Origin of the sequence: Xanthobacter agilis (genome assembly GCF_021730435.1) — a bacterium.
Taxonomy (GTDB): domain Bacteria; phylum Pseudomonadota; class Alphaproteobacteria; order Rhizobiales; family Xanthobacteraceae; genus Xanthobacter; species Xanthobacter agilis.
This window is the reverse complement of record NZ_JABWGX010000005.1, coordinates 153,558-169,106: the sequence shown is the minus strand read 5'-3', so window position 1 is coordinate 169,106 and position 15,549 is coordinate 153,558. Positions and strand designations below refer to the sequence as shown.

Below are 15,549 nucleotides of genomic sequence, written 5' to 3'. Positions count from 1 at the left end.
CTCCGGCGGTCAGCCCACCGAGCCTTCGAGGCTGACCGCGATCAGCTTCTGCGCCTCCACGGCGAACTCCATGGGCAGGTGCTGGAGCACGTCGCGCACGAAGCCGTTCACGATGAGCGCCACCGCCTCCTCTTGGGACAGCCCGCGCTGGAGGCAATAAAAGAGCTGGTCCTCGGAGATCTTGGAGGTGGTCGCCTCGTGCTCGAACATGGCGGAGGCGTTCCTCGCCTCCATGTAGGGCACGGTGTGCGCGCCGCAGGTGTCACCGATGAGCAGCGAATCGCAATTGGTGAAGTTGCGGGCGCCGGTCGCCTTCTTGTGCGCCGAGACGAGGCCGCGATAGGTGTTGTTGGAGCGGCCCGCCGAAATGCCCTTGGAGATGATGCGGCTCGACGTGTTCTTGCCCAGGTGCACCATCTTGGTGCCCGAATCCACCTGCTGGTGACCGTTCGAGATGGCGATGGAATAGAACTCGCCGCTGGAATTGTCGCCGCGCAGAATGCAGCTCGGGTATTTCCAGGTGATGGCCGATCCGGTCTCCACCTGGGTCCAGGAGATCTTGGAATTGTCGCCCCGGCAATCGCCGCGCTTGGTCACGAAATTGTAGATGCCGCCCTTGCCGTCCTTGTCGCCGGGATACCAGTTCTGGACGGTGGAATATTTGATCTCCGCGTCCTTCATGGCCACCAGCTCGACCACGGCGGCGTGAAGCTGGTTTTCGTCGCGCTGGGGGGCGGTGCAGCCTTCCAGATAGCTCACATAGGACCCTTCATCGGCGATGATGAGGGTGCGCTCGAACTGGCCGGTGTTCTTCTCGTTGATGCGGAAGTAAGTGGACAGCTCCATGGGACAGCGCACGCCCGGCGGGATGTAGACGAACGAGCCGTCGGAGAACACCGCCGCGTTGAGGGTCGCATAGAAATTGTCGGATACCGGAACCACGGAACCGAGATATTTGCGCACCAGCTCGGGATGCTCGCGAATGGCTTCCGAGATGGCGCAGAAGATGACGCCCGCCTTGGCCAGCTCGGCCTTGAAGGTGGTGGCCACCGAGACGCTGTCGAACACCGCGTCCACCGCCACCTTGGGCCGATCGGTGTTCTCGATGCCCAGCAGCGCATCGCGCTCGCGCAAGGGGATGCCGAGCTTTGCGTAGGTCTTGAGGATTTCCGGGTCGATCTCGTCGATGGACTTGGGCGCCGCCTTGGGGCGCGCGAAATAATAATAGGCCTGGAAGTCGATCTTCGGATAGCTCACCCGCGCCCAGGTCGGCTCACGCATGGTCAGCCAGCGGCGATAGGCGTCGAGCCGCATTTCCAGCATCCACTCCGGCTCGTTCTTCTGAGCCGAGATATAGCGGACGATCTCCTCGGACAGACCCTTGGGCGCCTTTTCGCTCTCGATGTCAGTCACGAACCCGTATTTGTACTGATCCACATCGATCGCGCGCACCTGCGCGACGGTCTCCTGGACGGCAGACATTTCACGTCTCCTCTCCCGCGCGGGGTCAAGGCCCGCGGGTCAAGTTCATCCCGTTGATCCGGTCCGCGACCGGCGGTCCACGGGTCCTCTTCAGGCCGCCTGCGGCGAGCGGCCTCTCACCTGCGGCACGACCTTTTGCAAGGCCTCCACCGCCCTGTCCACATCCGCCTCGCGGCTCGACCAGCCGAGCGAGAGGCGGATCGCGCCCGCCGCCCGCTCCGCGTCGAGCCCCATGGCCTGGAGCACATGGGAGGGGCCAACCTTGCCCGACGAGCAGGCCGAACCGGCACTCACGCTTATGTGGGCGAGATCGAGGGCAATCACCAGTGTTTCCGCGCGCAATCCGGAAAAAGCGATAAGCGAGGTATTGGGCAGCCGGTCCACCGCCGCCCCGATCACCGAGGCGCCGGGGATGCGGGCGAGCACCTCGTCCTCCAGCCGGTCCCGCGCCGCCAGCAGGCGGGCGCCCTCGGCCTGATCGCGGACCACCGCAGCGGCGGCGCCGAAGCCGGCGATGGCGGCCACGTTCTCCGTGCCGGCGCGCCGGTTGCGCTCCTGCCCGCCGCCGGCCACCAGCGGCGCCACCCGGAAGTCGGGCCGCGCCGCCACCAGGGCGCCCGCCCCCTGCGGCCCGCCGATCTTGTGGGCCGACACGGCGAGCAGATCGATGTCGAGCTCGCCCATGTGCAGCGGCATCCGCCCGGCCGCCTGCACCGCATCGCAGAACACCACGCCGTCATAAGCGTGCACCAGCCGCGCCGCCTGGGCCAGCGGCTGCAACACGCCGGTCTCGTTATTGGCCGCCATCAGCGCCACCATGGCCCGCCGGCCGGCGTCGCGATGATGGCGCAAGCGCGCTTCGAGCGCATCGAGATCGAGGCGACCGGCGACATCCACAGCGACCCGCTCCACCGTCGGGAAGCGATGCCCCTTGAGCACCGCCGGATGCTCGACCGCGCTCGCCAGCAGCACGTCGCAGGGGCGCGGGCGGCCGTCGATCTCGACCTCCGGATGGAGCGCCAGCGCCACCGCCTCAGTGGCGCCGGAGGTGAAAACCACCCCCCGCGGCACCCCGCCCACCAGCGCCGCGACCGCGCCGCGCGCCGCTTCCAGCACCGCGCGGGCGGCGCGGCCCTCCCGGTGCACGGACGAGGCATTGCCCGGCGCGTCGAGCACCGCGAGCACCGCCGCGCGGGCCTCCGGCCGCAGCGGACTGGTGGCGTTGTGATCGAGATACACCCGATCCGCCGTCGCTCCATCGGCGCCACCGCCCGTCACCGCCTGCCGCTGCTCACTCATCCCGGCCTCAATCCACGCTGCATCCGGCGGGCGCATGATCCACCCGCAGGCTTGCAATTGCCAGCAATCTCGGTCATAGGTCAAATTCCAACCGTTCCTGCCCTGCGTCATGCTTTGAAGCGTCGCCTTACCGCGGCGCCGCGCGGAGCGGAACACATTAGAATGATTGAAAATGATGGGTTGACCCCGTCATGAAGTCAAGGCTCTCAACGCACGGGTCCGGTTTCATCAAGGATCGCGACCGATGCGGCAGCGCCGTTTCGTCAGAATTCCCACAGGCAACGCCGGCAGGACGCCACACGGTCCCTCCGGCTGCGCCCTCTGAGACCGGCCCGCGGACCACACCCACGCGGACCGACCCTTGAGAGATCGCCACCTAAGAGGTTGCGGACGTCCATGCCAGAAGTCATCTTCCCCGGCGAAAAGGGGCGCCTCGAAGGCCGCTACCAGCCCGCCAAGACCCGCAATGCCCCCATCGCGATCATTCTTCATCCCCATCCGCAATTCGGCGGAACGATGAACAATCCGGTGGTCTACAACCTTTATTACCAGTTCGCGAACCGGGGCTTCTCGGTGTTGCGCTTCAACTTCCGTGGCGTCGGCCGGTCCCAGGGCTCGTTCGACCACGGCCAGGGCGAATTGTCGGATGCCGCCGCCGCCCTCGACTGGGCGCAGTCGGTGAACCCGGACGCACGCGCCTGCTGGATCGCCGGCTTCTCCTTCGGCGCCTGGATCGGCATGCAGCTGCTGATGCGCCGGCCGGAAGTGGAGGGCTTCATCTCCATCGCCGCCCCGGCCAATCTCTACGACTTCTCGTTCCTGGCCCCCTGCCCCTCCTCCGGCCTGTTCGTGCATGGCGACAAGGATGCGGTGGTGCCCACCACCGCGGTGCAGACCCTGGTGGAGAAGCTGAAGACCCAGAAGGGCATCGTCATCGAGCAACAGGTGGTGCCCGGCGCCAATCACTTCTTCGACGGCAAGACCGAGGAACTGATGGGCGTGGTGGGCACCTATCTCGACAAGCGCCTGCCCGGCACCCGCAGCGACAGCGCCGCCTGACCGGCGGCGGATCTGGACCGTGAGACCAAGGGGCCGCCCGGTGCGGCCCCTTTTCCGTTCAGGTCTCCACGATACCCGTGGTGTCGCCGGACGCCGTCGAATCCGGGCGGCCGTGGGGCTTCGCCAGATACTCGCCGGATCGCATCTCGTGCAGGCGCGACACGGTGCGCGCGAACTCGAACGCCTCCGTGCCCTCGCTGGCCACATACAGGCCTTCCGGGGGCGCCGCCGCCGAGGCGAGCAGCTTCACATTGGCATCGTAAAGGGTGTCGATGAGCGAGATGAAGCGCTTGGCCTCATTGCGCTGATCCGGCCCCATGATGGGGATGTGTTCCAACACCAGGGTATGGAACATACGCGCCAGGCTCAGATAGTCCGGGTTCGGCCCGAGCGGCGCCTCGCACAGATTGGCGAAGGAGAAGCGCGCCGCCCCCTGCGCCATGGCCGGCACCACCAGATGCCGCCCCTTCAGCTCGATCGCGCCCGGCACCCCGCCCGACGGCCCCGCGAGCCGCGTCCAGGCGGCATTGATGACCGCGTCCGCGTCCGGCCCCAGGGGCGTGTACCAGGTGGACAGGCCCTCCAGCTTCTCCATGCGGTAATCGGTGCGCGATTCGAGGGAAAGCACCGCCATGCGCTGCTCGATCATGCCGATGAAGGGCAGGAACAGGGCCCGGTTGAGCCCGCCGGCATAGAGGTTCTTCGGCGCCACGTTGGAGGTGGCCACCACCACCACGCCATCGGCGAACAGCTTCTCGAACAGACGGCCCAGGATCATGGCGTCGGCGATGTCGGTGACATGGAACTCGTCGAAGCACAGCACCTTGGCCTGTTCGGCCAGCGCCGCCGCCACCGGGGTGATGGGATCGGCGCCCTTGCGCTCGCCAGTCTTCTGCGCCTGGCGCTCCTTGAAGATGCGCTCATGCACATCGCCCATGAAGGCATGGAAATGGGCGCGGCGCTTGCCCTTGGGCGGCAGGGCCTCGAAGAAGAGGTCCATCAGCATGCTCTTGCCGCGACCCACCTCGCCATAGATGTAGAGGCCCCTGGGGGCGGACACCGGCGCCCGGCGCTGGAACAGCCAGCCGAGAGAGGAAGACTTCTGCGCCAGCGCCTTCTGGCGCAGCTCCAGCTCCAGCCGGGCGAATTGCTTCACCACCTCCGCCTGAGCCGGGTCGGCCTCGATGTCGCCGGCGGCGAGCCGCGCCGCATAAAGCTCCGCCACCCGCGCCGTCGTTTCAGTTACCATGGAACGTCCCCGTGCGCCCGGCGATGCCGGGGCCTCTTTTCACCGCGTTTTTAGGGGAAGGTGGCCGGATGCCCCCTCCGTTGGCGCCTGCTTTAGAGCATTTCCCCGCGACCTGGATACCGGGTGAGGGGAAGAAACCGCCCCGTCCGGAGCGATTCCAGACGCGCGCGGCCGCTCAGGCGGCGCGTGGCGGCAGCGGATGGCCGGGCATCAGGTCATAAGGGTGCACCCAGCCGGGCAGCGCGGCGATGCGCGCGGCCCAGCGTTCGAGATGGGGAAATTGCGCCAGCTCGACCCCCGCCCGCTCGGGATAGAAGACGTAGCCGGCCAGCGACACGTCGGCATAGGTGGGCATCGCCCCCACCAGAAAATCACTGCGCGCCAGATGCGCATCGACGATGCCGTAAGCGGACATCGCCCGCAGCCGCAGAAACGCGGTGACGTCGCCTTCGCTTTGCCCGGAGAGCGCCACCATGAAGCGCAGGGTGGCGAAATAGCTCGTGAACTTGTGGTTATCGAACAGGATCCAGCGCAATGCCTCGCGCCGCTCGGCCTCGGTGTCGGGCAGGAAGCGGCCGGTCTTGTGGGCGAGATAGTCGAGAATCACGCCCGATTGGGACAGCCTGAGGTCGCCGTCCACCAGCACCGGCACCTCGCCCATCTCGTTCACCTCGGCGCGGAAGGCGGCGGTGCGGGTCTCGCCGTTGAAGAAGTCCACAAACACGGGCTCCCACGGCACATCGCACACCTGCAGCATCAGCGCCGCGCGATAAGCGTTGCCGGACTGGGCGAAACAATAAAGCTTCATCGGCTGCACGGAACAGGCTCCTTCCCAAGCGGACCGACTTTACCCCCTCTGGCGACGGGCCGCACTGGACAGCATGGCCAAACCCATGAAATTTGAGCCGCCGACCCGTCGCACGCCGGAGACCACGTGAGCGCGAAAAGTGAAGTGAGCCTCGGCCCACAAGGCCGCGCCCCCACCCCGCCGGCGTTCCATCGGCGGCCCCTGCTGGCCCGGATCGGTATCTGGCTCGCCGATCACGACCCCGGCGGCATCGACAGCACGCGCGCATTGCACCTCGGTATCGCGCTGGTCATCCTGATCCTGACCGGCGCGGCCACGGCACAGATGTTCGCGCCCGGCATGATCCTCACCTTCCCGCTGATGGCCGGCACCGCCGCCCTCACCCTGGTCTCCTTCACCCCCGCGGCCAGCCGCCGCACCGAGGCGAGGTCCATGGCGCGGCTGTTCCTGGTCTCGGCCGCCTTCCTCGTCCTGCTGGCGCTGGTGGGGCCGGGCGAGGGCCCCGACAACGCGTTGCTGCAGAAGCTGCTGCTGGTGCCGCTGTCGGCCTGTGCCCTGATCCTGCGGCGCTACGGCATGAGCGGGCAATTCCTCGGCCTCGCCTTGATCGTGGTGGCGACGGTGGGCACCATCGTGGCCCCCACCCGCGCGCAAGCGGCGATGCTGCTCCTGGCCTTCTGCCAGGGATCGGCGGTGGTGGCGGCGCTGCGCCTGTCGCCGTGGCGGCCATCCGCGGTCGCGGCCTATGTCCAGTCCACCATCGACGTGCAGGCGGCGGTGGCCGCCTATCTGCGCGAGATGTCCGAGGCGGTGCGCAGCGGCACCCCGTTCACCGATGATGCCGCGCGCACCATCGAGCGCCTGCGGGCGCGGGTCTGGAATGCCCTGGGCAACGCCCTCGCGGAAGACCCCGGCGCCCGCTCCGATTTCGAGGCGCTGCGCGCGCGATTCTACCGGCTGCGGGTGGCCGTGCAGTTGCTGGCCGGCTGCATTCCCAAATCCACCCCCGACGGCCCCGACTGGCGCAGCCCGTTCGCCGCCGCCTGCGATCACATCGCCCGCCGGCTCGAAGCCATCGACGTGCGCGACGTGCATTCGGAAGAGCACTTCGAACGCGCCCTGCGCCTGCTGCGGGAGCAGGCCTTCGCCCCGGAACTGCCGCCCGCCGACCGGTTCGCGCTGATGCGCGCGCTCACCGCCTTCGATCGGCTCACCCTCGTGGTCAACGGCATCGAAACCGCGGAGACCCAGCCCTTCCCGCCGCCCCACCCGCCGGCCGACGAGCCCCCGCCGGCCCCGAAGCCCATCCCCCTGTTGGAGCGGGCGGCCGATGGCAGCCGACGGCTCTCGGCCCCGCTCAAGGTGGCGTGTCAGGGGTTGGTGGCCACCGGCATCACCACGGCGCTCGATGTGGGCCTGCACCTCAGCCACGCCTATTGGGCGACCATGACGGTGATGTTCGTCATCGGCAACAGCGTGGGCGAAACCTATGTCCGGGTCCGCTACCGCGTGGTGGGCACCCTCATCGGCGTGATCGCGGGCATCGTGGTGTTCCTGATCGTGGGCGACACGGTGTGGCTGCTCGCGCTGTTGTGCATGGTGGCGCAGGTGATCTCCCTCATCACCGCGAGGGACCGCTATGACGTCGCCTCGGCGGCGATGGGCTTCTATGTGGTTCTGGGGCTCCACATCCTCGACGGTCTTGGCACCAGCGGCATGCTGGCGCGCATCTATGAAACCGCCATCGGCGCCCTGGTGGCGCTCGCCGTCTCCTATGTGGTGCTGCCGGTCTACGTCATCGACCAGTTCCGCCCCGAGGTGCTGGGCATATTGAGGCGTTGCCGCGACGCACTGGCCTCCTGGTGGCCCCATCCGGGCCAGGCCACGTCGGCGGCGCCCCAGGCTCTCGCGGTCCGTCAATTGGGGACCCGGCTGCCCCAGCTCGACGCCGAGCAGGCGTTCCGCCATTCCGCCGGCGACGCCGCCAACGTGGTTTCCACCCTTGACGTGCTGACGACCTATCTCGCCCTCATCGAGGACATTTCCGCCCGTCTGAACGGCATGGCCTGCGCGCCCGAGATGGTGGCGGTGGTGGAGGCGGCGCGCTCGCGCAGCCTCACCGCCTTCGCCGTCGTGCTGGGCGAGGGCGGCGCCGGCGGGCTGGCGGCGGCGGCACCGGCGGTGGAGGCCGCCGTATCCACCGCCCTCAAGCTGGCCGATGATCCCAAGGTGAAGGAGATTCTGCCGCTGGTTGCTGACTACCTTGCATATTCTGACGCCCTGCTGCGCCCCCTGCGCGAATTGCGCGCCGCCATCACGGACGAGACCCCCTGGCAGAAGGAACGCACCCTCGCCGCCAGCCAGGAGCCCATGCGGGCCACCTGACGCCACGCGCCCTACGCCCCGCTGAACGCTCGGAAATGCTTGGACAGCTTGAGGCCCTGCCCCTGGTAATGGGAGCGCATGTCGGCGCCGTAGAGGGTGCCGGGGCGGGCCGCCATCCGCTCATAGACGAGGCGGCCGACGGTCTGGCCGTCCTCCAGGATGAACGGCACCTCGCGCGAGCGCACCTCCAGCACCGCGCGGGCGCCCCGCCCGCCGGCGGCGGCGCTGCCGAAGCCGGGATCGAAGAAGCCCGCGTAATGGACCCGGAACTCGCCCACCAGCGGATCGAACGGCACCATCTCCGCCGCATAATCGGGCGGCACATGCACCGCCTCGCGGGAAGCGAGGATATAGAAGGCATCGGGATCGAGCACCAGCGACCGCCCGTCCCCGCGCAGGCGGATCGGCTCCCAGAAGTCCTCCACGTCGAGCACGCCCGACTGGTCCACATCGATGACGCCGGTGTGCTTCTTGGCGCGGAACCCCTGGAGCCCGCCGAGCGCATCCCCCGAAAGGTCCACTCCGAGGGCGATGCCGCCCGCCGCCACATCGGGATGAGCCGCATCCACCAGGCAGTCGCTGGCCTGGAGGCTCAGCAATTCCAGGTCGGACAGCCGCGCCACCCCGCGCCGGAACCGCACCTGCGACAGGCGCGAGCCGGTGCGCACCAGGATCGGGAAGGTGCGCGGTGACACTTCGAGATAGAGCGGCCCGTGGTACCCCACCGGAATGGTGTCGAACGCCCGCGCCCCGTCGGTGATGACGCGCACGAACACGTCGAGCCGGCCGGTGGACGACTTGGGATTGGCGGCGGCGGCGAGATCCGCCGGCAGCTTCATCCGCTCGAACAATTCCACCAGATAGACGCAGCCCGTCTCCAGCACCGCGCCATGGGTCAGGTCGAGCTTGTGCAGCGCCAAGGCGTCGAGCCGCTCCTTCACGCTCGCGCCCGCTCCGGGCAGGAAGCTCGCCCGCACCCGCCAGGCGCTGCGGCCCAGCCGCAGATCCAGGCTCGCCGGCTGGATCTGATCGGAATCGAGCGCATGCCGGCAACTGATGGCGCCCTTGGCCTTCAGCTCCGAAATGGCCTCTGCGGGAAGGATCCCCGGCTTCAATACCTCGGCCACGCGCATCCCCACATCCGCTTCGCCATCCGTCACGTTCGATTTAACGAACGAATTCCTTGACGCCAAGGGGACGGCGGCATTACTGATCCCACTCGTGGTCAATTTGAGCCGGCCGGCTTGCAGCCACGTTAAAACGCACTTGCTAAAAGGCCGGGGATGAGCGGATCAACGCCGCGCATGTGCCGCGAAACGCGCGGACATGCAAGGGCGTCATGCGCGTCAGCCCCTCGGCCGTGGAGACTGCCATGTCATCGGCGTCCGAAACGCGCACCCCCCGCCCCACCGCCTTCACGCCCCGGGACCCGCAAACCCTGCATCCCGAGACGCGCCTCGTGCACGCCGGCACCACCCGTTCGCCGTTCGGCGAAACGTCGGAGGCGCTGTTCCTCACCCAGGGCTTTGTCTATGACAGCGCCGCCGCGTGCGAGGCGCGCTTCAAGGGCGAGGATCCCGGCTTCGTCTATTCGCGCTACGCCAACCCCACCACCGCCATGTTCGAGGAACGCATGGCGCTGATCGAGGGGGCGGAGGTCGCCCGCGCCACCGCCTCCGGCATGGCGGCGGTGAACGCCGCGCTGCTGTGCCAGGTGAAGGCCGGCGACCATGTGCTGGCCGCCCGCGCCCTGTTCGGCTCCAGCCGCTGGATCCTCGAGGAACTGCTGCCGCGGTTCGGGGTGGACGTGACCCTGGTGGACGGCAGCGACCTTGGCGCCTGGGAACAGGCCATCCGCCCCAACACCCGCGTCTGTCTGCTGGAGAGCCCCACCAACCCGACCCTGGACATCATCGACATCGCAGCGGTGGCGAAGATCGCCCATTCGGTGGGCGCGTGCCTGGTGGTGGACAATGTGTTCGCAACGCCCCTGCTCCAGCACCCGCTGGCGCTCGGCGCCGATGTGGTGGTCTATTCCACCACCAAGCATGTGGATGGGCAGGGCCGCTGCCTGGGTGGCATGGTGCTCTGCTCCCGCCAGTTCCTCGACGACCACCTGCAGGTGTTCCTGCGCCAGACCGGGCCTTCCATCTCCCCCTTCAATGCCTGGGTGATGCTGAAGGGGCTCGAAACCCTCGCGTTGCGGGTGGACCGCATGCAGGCGAGCGCGGCCCGCCTCGCCGATGTGCTGGCGGGCGCGAAGGGCGTCGCGAAAGTGCTCTATCCCTTCCGCGCTGACCATCCGCAGGCCGCCCTGGCGCGCCGGCAGATGAGCGGCGGCGGCACCCTCATCACCCTGGTGGTGGACGGCGGGAAAGAGGGCGCCTTCCGCTTCATGGATGCGCTGCGGGTGATCCGCATCTCCAACAATCTCGGCGATGCGAAAAGCCTCATCACGCACCCGGCCACCACCACCCACCAGCGGTTCACGCCCGAAGCGCGGGCCGAAATGGGCATCAGCGACGGCCTGCTGCGCCTGTCGGTGGGGTTGGAGCACCCCGACGACCTGGAAGCCGACCTCGCGCAGGCGCTCGCGGCGATCTGAGGCGCGGACGACAGGCCACCGTCGCGCGCCCCTGGCGTCGCGGCGGCGGATACCGGGCGTCCCGGCCGGGGCCAGTACCGCGAGGGCATCACAGCGCGGGCCCGTCAGAGCGCCACGCCTCAGGCCATCCCCATCTTCGCCAGATAGCCCTCGATCAGCGGCACGTCGGAGGGATTGTTCAGTTCCCAGAAGGCGGCGCCGCGCCCGTCCACTTCCACCGCGGCAATCGGCAGGCCGTGCTCCAGGAAGCGCAATTGCTCCAGCCCCTCAAGGGCTTCGAGCACGCCCTGCGCCATCCCAGCATAGGCATCGAGCGCCGGCCGGCGGTAGGCATAAAGCCCCACATGGTGGAACACCGGCACCACCCCATCCACCGTGGCCTTGCCATTGGTGAAGGGGATTACTTCCTTCGAGAAATACAGGGCATTGCCGGCGCGGTCGAACACCACGGTGGTCGCCCCAACCCGCCCGGCCCGGCGATCGGCCAGGAAATGGTCCAGGGATTCCGCGTCGCAACGCAGAACCGGCGTCGCCACCTGCCGGCCCGGCACATCGCGCATGGCCTGCACCAGGGCGGTCACGAAATGGGGCGGGGTCAGCGGCGCGTCGCCCTGGAGGTTGACGATGATCTCGGCGGTGATGCCGGCGCGGGCCACCGCCTGCGCCACCCGTTCCGTACCGTTGCGGCAGGCGGCGTCGGTCATGATGACCGGCGTTTCGAGACGTTCCGCCTCGGCGGCGATCCGCGCATCGTCGGTGGCCACATAGACCGCCGCGCCATCGGCGCCGGCGCGGGCCGCGAGAATCGAGCGCTCCACCAGGGTCCGCGCCACGCCGGTCGCGCCCTTGAGCGTCGCCAGCGGCTTTCCGGGATAGCGGGTCGACGCGTATCGCGCCGGAATGATGATGGCGACGTCACTCATGGTGCACCTGTTTGCGGAAATGCGGGCCGAGCCGCCAGCCAGGCGTCCGCCCCCTGAGCCGAGCGTCCGGCCGAATCAGCGGCGAGCCGGGGCCAGAATCAGAAGGCGGCGGCCAACGACCGGTCCTTGGCGATCCGGTCCAGGGCCGTCAGGTCCCGCAGCAGCGGGGCGATCCACTCGAGCGGCAGCATGTTGGGACCATCCGAGGGGGCATGGTCGGGATCGTCATGGGCCTCGGCGAACACGGCGGCGACCCCCACCGCCACCGCCGCGCGGGCGAGGGCCGGTGCGAAATCGCGCTTGCCGCCGGACGACCCGCCCCGCCCACCGGGCTCCTGGACCGAATGGGTCGCATCGAAGACGATGGGATAGCCGGTCTCGGCCATGATCGGCAGACCGCGAAAATCACTCACCAGCGTGTTGTAGCCGAACGAGGTGCCGCGATCGCACAACAGAATGCGCTCGTTGCCGGTGGAGGCGATCTTGTCCGCCACGTTGGCCATGTCCCAGGGGGCCAGGAACTGGCCCTTCTTCACATTCACCACCGCGCCGGTCTCGCCGGCCGCCAGCAGCAGATCGGTCTGGCGGCACAGGAAGGCGGGGATCTGGATGATGTCCACCACCTTGCCGGCGATCCGCGCCTGCTCGATGTCGTGGATGTCGGTCAGCACCGGACAGCCGAACTCCGACCGGACCTCGGTCAGGATCTTCAGGCCCTCGTCGAGGCCGATGCCACGGCGGCCCTTCAGCGAGGTCCGATTCGCCTTGTCATAGGACGACTTGAAGATGAAGGGCACGCCCGCCTTCTCGGCCTCGGCCTTCAGGAACGCGGCGATGCGGAAGGCATGGTCCCGGCTTTCGATCTGACACGGGCCGGAAATGAAGACCAACGGGCGGTCGTTGCCGAACGTCACATTGCCCGCCGCCACATGCTTCACCGCGTTGCTCATTCTGCCCCCATCCGTCGCCGCGCCGCGCGCGCAGCCATCTTTTGCCGTTCACGGTCCGGCGCGGCGCGCGAACCATGCGCCAGGCGCGCCGGACGCTCAAGCCCGGTCGCACACGCCGAACCCACGCGAGCACCGCCCCCGCAAGCCGCCATCGTGTTGAAGCTAAAAACCAAACCGAGAGCAATGCTCAATCGGTGTCTCCCCTGGAGAGGACTGGTGGAGCCAGGCGGAATCGAACCGCCGACCTCTTGAATGCCATTCAAGCGCTCTCCCAACTGAGCTATGGCCCCCAGGGGAGGCGCGTAATTGCCATAGGCATTTGCCGATAGCAACCCACCCGGAGACCGAAATCGACAAAAAGAGAGGGAAATCGCCCGCGGGGCGTTCAGCCTGTGGATAGCCGGCACCGGACGCGCATCCGCGCTCGCCAGGACCGCCCGGGGCCGCCGACACGCGACCCTGACACACCCGAGCGAATGCCTTGAGCGGAAAGGGGAAAGACGCAAAGCCGAAAGGATCTCGAGACCCTGCATCAGCCCCGTCAACGGGATTTGGAAAGTTCAGGTGATGAATTTGGTGGAGCCAGGCGGAATCGAACCGCCGACCTCTTGAATGCCATTCAAGCGCTCTCCCAACTGAGCTATGGCCCCACCGAGCCGCGGGTGCGCATGGGAAGCATGCCTAAACCCGAAGGTTCTGCCTCTTCCTCATGTGCCGGGAAGCCCGCGGCGGGAGCCCGGCGACTCATGTCCGCCGGGCGAGAGCGGCCTTTAAGCACAGGCCGCGATCGACTTCAAGCCTCTTCGTCGTCCTCGTGACCTTCGCCAATGAGGCCAGTCACGTCGTCGCCGTCGTCCTCGTCTTCCTCAAGGAAGGCGTCTTCGTCGCCAGTCTCGATATCGTCGTCGATATCCACATCAGCGCTCGCCGCGCCCGCCTTGGCGGGGGTGGCGGCCTCCTCGTCGGCCTCCTCCAGGCTGATCACCTCGGCGGCGGGTTCCTCGCCGTCGTGATCGTCGGTGCCCACTTCCTCGGTCCGGCTGACACCGCGGGCTGTGGGCTCGAAATAGGACCTCGGATAGGATTCGCCCGTAAACGGAGAAACCACCGGGTCCTTGTTCAGGTCGTAGAATTTGCGCCCCGTAACAGGACAGATGCGCTTGGTGCCGAGTTCAGGCTTCGCCACGGCAAAGTTCCTCGGTAGGGCTGTAACAGAGCGTGCTCCATTGGCGCCTCGCACGATTGGTGTCAAGGCTCAATGTTGCGGAATCGGCGTGTTCCAACAGTGCTGTCGGCGCGTGGCACTGTGGGAAGGGCTGTGTTAAACGACCGGCGCACCCCATGAGACGAACGTGGCGTGGCGCCGCATGGCTGGCCGCGCGACGCCCGCCCGAGGCCCGACCCATCATGTCCAGCCCCTCCGCCCCCCCGTCGTCGCCGGTAGCCGGCATCCACGCCAGCGCACCGGCCCAGCCCGTCACCGCGCGCCGTTCCGACGCCCTCCATGGCACGGTCCGCGTTCCCGGTGACAAGTCCGTGTCCCACCGCGCCCTCATCTTCGGCCTGTTCGCGGACGGCCGCACCCACATCACCGGCCTGCTGGAGGGCGAGGACGTGCTCAACACCGCCGCCGCCTGCCGTGCCCTGGGCGCGCGCGCAGAGCGGCTGGGCGCCGGCGAATGGGTGGTGGACGGGGTGGGCGCGCGCGGCCTCGTCTCGCCCGCCGCCCCGCTGGATTTCGGCAATTCCGGCACCGGCGTCCGGCTCATGATGGGGGCCGTGGCGGGCCAGGACATCACCGCCACCTTCGATGGCGACGCCAGCCTGCGCCGCCGGCCCATGAAGCGCGTGCTCGATCCCCTCACCCTGATGGGCGTGGAGGTGACGGCGCAAAGCGAGGGCGGGCGCCTGCCGCTGACCCTGAAGGGCAGCGACCATCTCGCTGCCGTGACCTACGAGACCCCGGTGCCGTCGGCCCAGGTGAAATCGGCGGTGCTGCTGGCCGGGCTCGGCGCCACCGGTGAAACCGTGGTGGTGGAGCGCGAGGCGACCCGCGATCACACCGAGCGCATGCTGGCCCATTTCGGCGCCGATGTGCGCGTGGAGCCGTTCGGCCATGCCGGCCGCCGCATCACGCTCAAGGGCCACCCCAGGCTGAAGGCGGTGCCGGTGGACGTGCCGGCCGACCCCTCGTCCGCCGCCTTCCCGCTGGTGGCCGCCCTGCTGGTGCCGGGCTCCGAGGTGGTGCTCACCGACCTCATGCTGAACCCCCTGCGCACCGGCCTCATCACCACCCTTCAGGAGATGGGCGCCGACATCGCCATCCTCGACGCCCGCGACGAGGGCGGTGAGACGGTGGCGAGCCTGCGGGTGCGCCATTCGCGCCTGATGGGGGTGGAGGTGCCCCCGGAGCGGGCGCCGGCCATGATCGACGAATATCCCATCCTGGCCGTGGCGGCCGCCTTCGCCGAGGGCGACACCATCATGCGTGGCCTGTCCGAGCTCCGGGTGAAGGAGAGCGATCGCCTCGCCGCCGTGGCCGACGGCCTCGCCGCTTGCGGCATCGCGCACCGGGTGGAAGGGGACGACCTCATTGTTTCCGGCCGCGCCACGGTCATGGGCGGGGGACCGGTGAAGACCCACATGGACCACCGCATCGCCATGGCCTTCCTGGTGCTGGGCCTCGCCAGTGACGCTGGGGTAACGGTGGACGACGTCTCGTTCATCGCCACATCCTTCCCCACCTTCCTTCCCATGATGCGCGCGCTCGGCGCGCAGATCGATTGAGC

At 68.3% G+C, this 15,549-nt stretch carries 12 protein-coding genes, 2 tRNA genes and 1 riboswitch; of the genes, 4 read left to right on the top strand and 10 right to left on the bottom strand.

The genetic code is table 11. The features are described 5' to 3' along the window. Positions 1–9: 9 nt before the first annotated feature. On the bottom strand, positions 10–1,482 hold the full coding sequence (gene sufB / locus HUW53_RS05335; protein WP_237344720.1) for a Fe-S cluster assembly protein SufB: 1,473 nt from the start codon (positions 1,480–1,482) through the stop codon (positions 10–12). A 90-nt stretch (positions 1,483–1,572) separates the two neighbouring features. After that, the gene (locus tag HUW53_RS05330) at positions 1,573–2,781 is read right to left on the bottom strand and encodes a cysteine desulfurase family protein (protein ID WP_237344719.1); all 1,209 of its coding nucleotides are present in this window, start codon (positions 2,779–2,781) and stop codon (positions 1,573–1,575) included. 396 nt (positions 2,782–3,177) lie between these two features. Between HUW53_RS05330 and HUW53_RS05325 the strand changes: the two genes are divergently transcribed. Next, a complete protein-coding gene (locus tag HUW53_RS05325) occupies positions 3,178–3,840 on the top strand; it encodes an alpha/beta hydrolase (protein ID WP_237344718.1) in 663 nt (220 codons plus the stop codon). 58 nt (positions 3,841–3,898) lie between these two features. Here the strand turns inward: HUW53_RS05325 and zapE are convergent, their stop codons facing one another. Both zapE and HUW53_RS05315 read right to left on the bottom strand, forming a co-directional pair. After that, on the bottom strand, positions 3,899–5,089 hold the full coding sequence (gene zapE / locus HUW53_RS05320) for a cell division protein ZapE (RefSeq protein WP_237344717.1): 1,191 nt from the start codon (positions 5,087–5,089) through the stop codon (positions 3,899–3,901). 175 nt (positions 5,090–5,264) lie between these two features. Next, positions 5,265–5,906 carry a glutathione S-transferase family protein gene (locus HUW53_RS05315; protein ID WP_237344716.1) on the bottom strand — a complete coding sequence of 214 codons (642 nt, stop codon included), beginning with the start codon at positions 5,904–5,906 and terminating at the stop codon, positions 5,265–5,267. 117 nt (positions 5,907–6,023) lie between these two features. Here HUW53_RS05315 and HUW53_RS21960 point away from each other — a divergent pair, with 117 nt between their 5' ends. Beyond that, positions 6,024–8,282, top strand: coding sequence for an FUSC family protein (locus HUW53_RS21960; protein ID WP_237344715.1), 2,259 nt, complete (start codon positions 6,024–6,026; stop codon positions 8,280–8,282). Positions 8,283–8,293: 11 nt separating this feature from the next. Here HUW53_RS21960 and HUW53_RS05305 read toward each other — a convergent pair whose 3' ends face one another. After that, positions 8,294–9,415, bottom strand: a complete 1,122-nt coding sequence (locus tag HUW53_RS05305; protein WP_237344714.1) for a 2'-deoxycytidine 5'-triphosphate deaminase — start codon at positions 9,413–9,415, stop codon at positions 8,294–8,296. 78 nt (positions 9,416–9,493) lie between these two features. Next, positions 9,494–9,575, top strand: a riboswitch (SAM riboswitch). Between the two features lie 79 nt (positions 9,576–9,654). Between HUW53_RS05305 and HUW53_RS05300 the strand changes: the two genes are divergently transcribed. Continuing rightward, on the top strand, positions 9,655–10,887 hold the full coding sequence (locus HUW53_RS05300) for an O-succinylhomoserine sulfhydrylase (protein ID WP_237344713.1): 1,233 nt from the start codon (positions 9,655–9,657) through the stop codon (positions 10,885–10,887). 119 nt (positions 10,888–11,006) lie between these two features. Here the strand turns inward: HUW53_RS05300 and HUW53_RS05295 are convergent, their stop codons facing one another. The 5 genes from HUW53_RS05295 to HUW53_RS05275 all read right to left on the bottom strand — a co-directional run bounded on the left by HUW53_RS05295 (position 11,007) and on the right by HUW53_RS05275 (position 13,946). After that, a complete protein-coding gene (locus HUW53_RS05295; protein ID WP_237344712.1) occupies positions 11,007–11,810 on the bottom strand; it encodes a 3-deoxy-manno-octulosonate cytidylyltransferase in 804 nt (267 codons plus the stop codon). A gap of 98 nt (positions 11,811–11,908) precedes the next feature. After that, positions 11,909–12,760, bottom strand: coding sequence for a 3-deoxy-8-phosphooctulonate synthase (gene kdsA, locus HUW53_RS05290; protein WP_237344711.1), 852 nt, complete (start codon positions 12,758–12,760; stop codon positions 11,909–11,911). A 214-nt stretch (positions 12,761–12,974) separates the two neighbouring features. Beyond that, positions 12,975–13,050, bottom strand: a tRNA-Ala gene (locus tag HUW53_RS05285). Between the two features lie 284 nt (positions 13,051–13,334). Further along, a tRNA-Ala gene (locus HUW53_RS05280) sits at positions 13,335–13,410 on the bottom strand. Between the two features lie 143 nt (positions 13,411–13,553). Beyond that, on the bottom strand, positions 13,554–13,946 hold the full coding sequence (locus HUW53_RS05275; RefSeq protein WP_237344710.1) for a TIGR02300 family protein: 393 nt from the start codon (positions 13,944–13,946) through the stop codon (positions 13,554–13,556). 221 nt (positions 13,947–14,167) lie between these two features. Here HUW53_RS05275 and aroA point away from each other — a divergent pair, with 221 nt between their 5' ends. Next, the gene (gene aroA, locus HUW53_RS05270) at positions 14,168–15,547 is read left to right on the top strand and encodes a 3-phosphoshikimate 1-carboxyvinyltransferase (protein ID WP_237344709.1); all 1,380 of its coding nucleotides are present in this window, start codon (positions 14,168–14,170) and stop codon (positions 15,545–15,547) included. Positions 15,548–15,549 lie beyond the last annotated feature (2 nt).

Excerpts from the sequence above, each read along its gene's own strand:
- sufB (WP_237344720.1), bottom strand. The coding sequence starts at position 1,482 with ATGTCTGCCGTCCAGGAGACCGTCGCGCAGGTGCGCGCGATCGATGTG.
- HUW53_RS05330 (WP_237344719.1), bottom strand. The coding sequence starts at position 2,781 with ATGAGTGAGCAGCGGCAGGCGGTGACGGGCGGTGGCGCCGATGGAGCG.
- HUW53_RS05325 (WP_237344718.1), top strand. The coding sequence starts at position 3,178 with ATGCCAGAAGTCATCTTCCCCGGCGAAAAGGGGCGCCTCGAAGGCCGC.
- zapE (WP_237344717.1), bottom strand. The coding sequence starts at position 5,089 with ATGGTAACTGAAACGACGGCGCGGGTGGCGGAGCTTTATGCGGCGCGG.
- HUW53_RS05305 (WP_237344714.1), bottom strand. The coding sequence starts at position 9,415 with ATGCGCGTGGCCGAGGTATTGAAGCCGGGGATCCTTCCCGCAGAGGCC.
- HUW53_RS05300 (WP_237344713.1), top strand. The coding sequence starts at position 9,655 with ATGTCATCGGCGTCCGAAACGCGCACCCCCCGCCCCACCGCCTTCACG.
- HUW53_RS05295 (WP_237344712.1), bottom strand. The coding sequence starts at position 11,810 with ATGAGTGACGTCGCCATCATCATTCCGGCGCGATACGCGTCGACCCGC.
- kdsA (WP_237344711.1), bottom strand. The coding sequence starts at position 12,760 with ATGAGCAACGCGGTGAAGCATGTGGCGGCGGGCAATGTGACGTTCGGC.
- aroA (WP_237344709.1), top strand. The coding sequence starts at position 14,168 with ATGTCCAGCCCCTCCGCCCCCCCGTCGTCGCCGGTAGCCGGCATCCAC.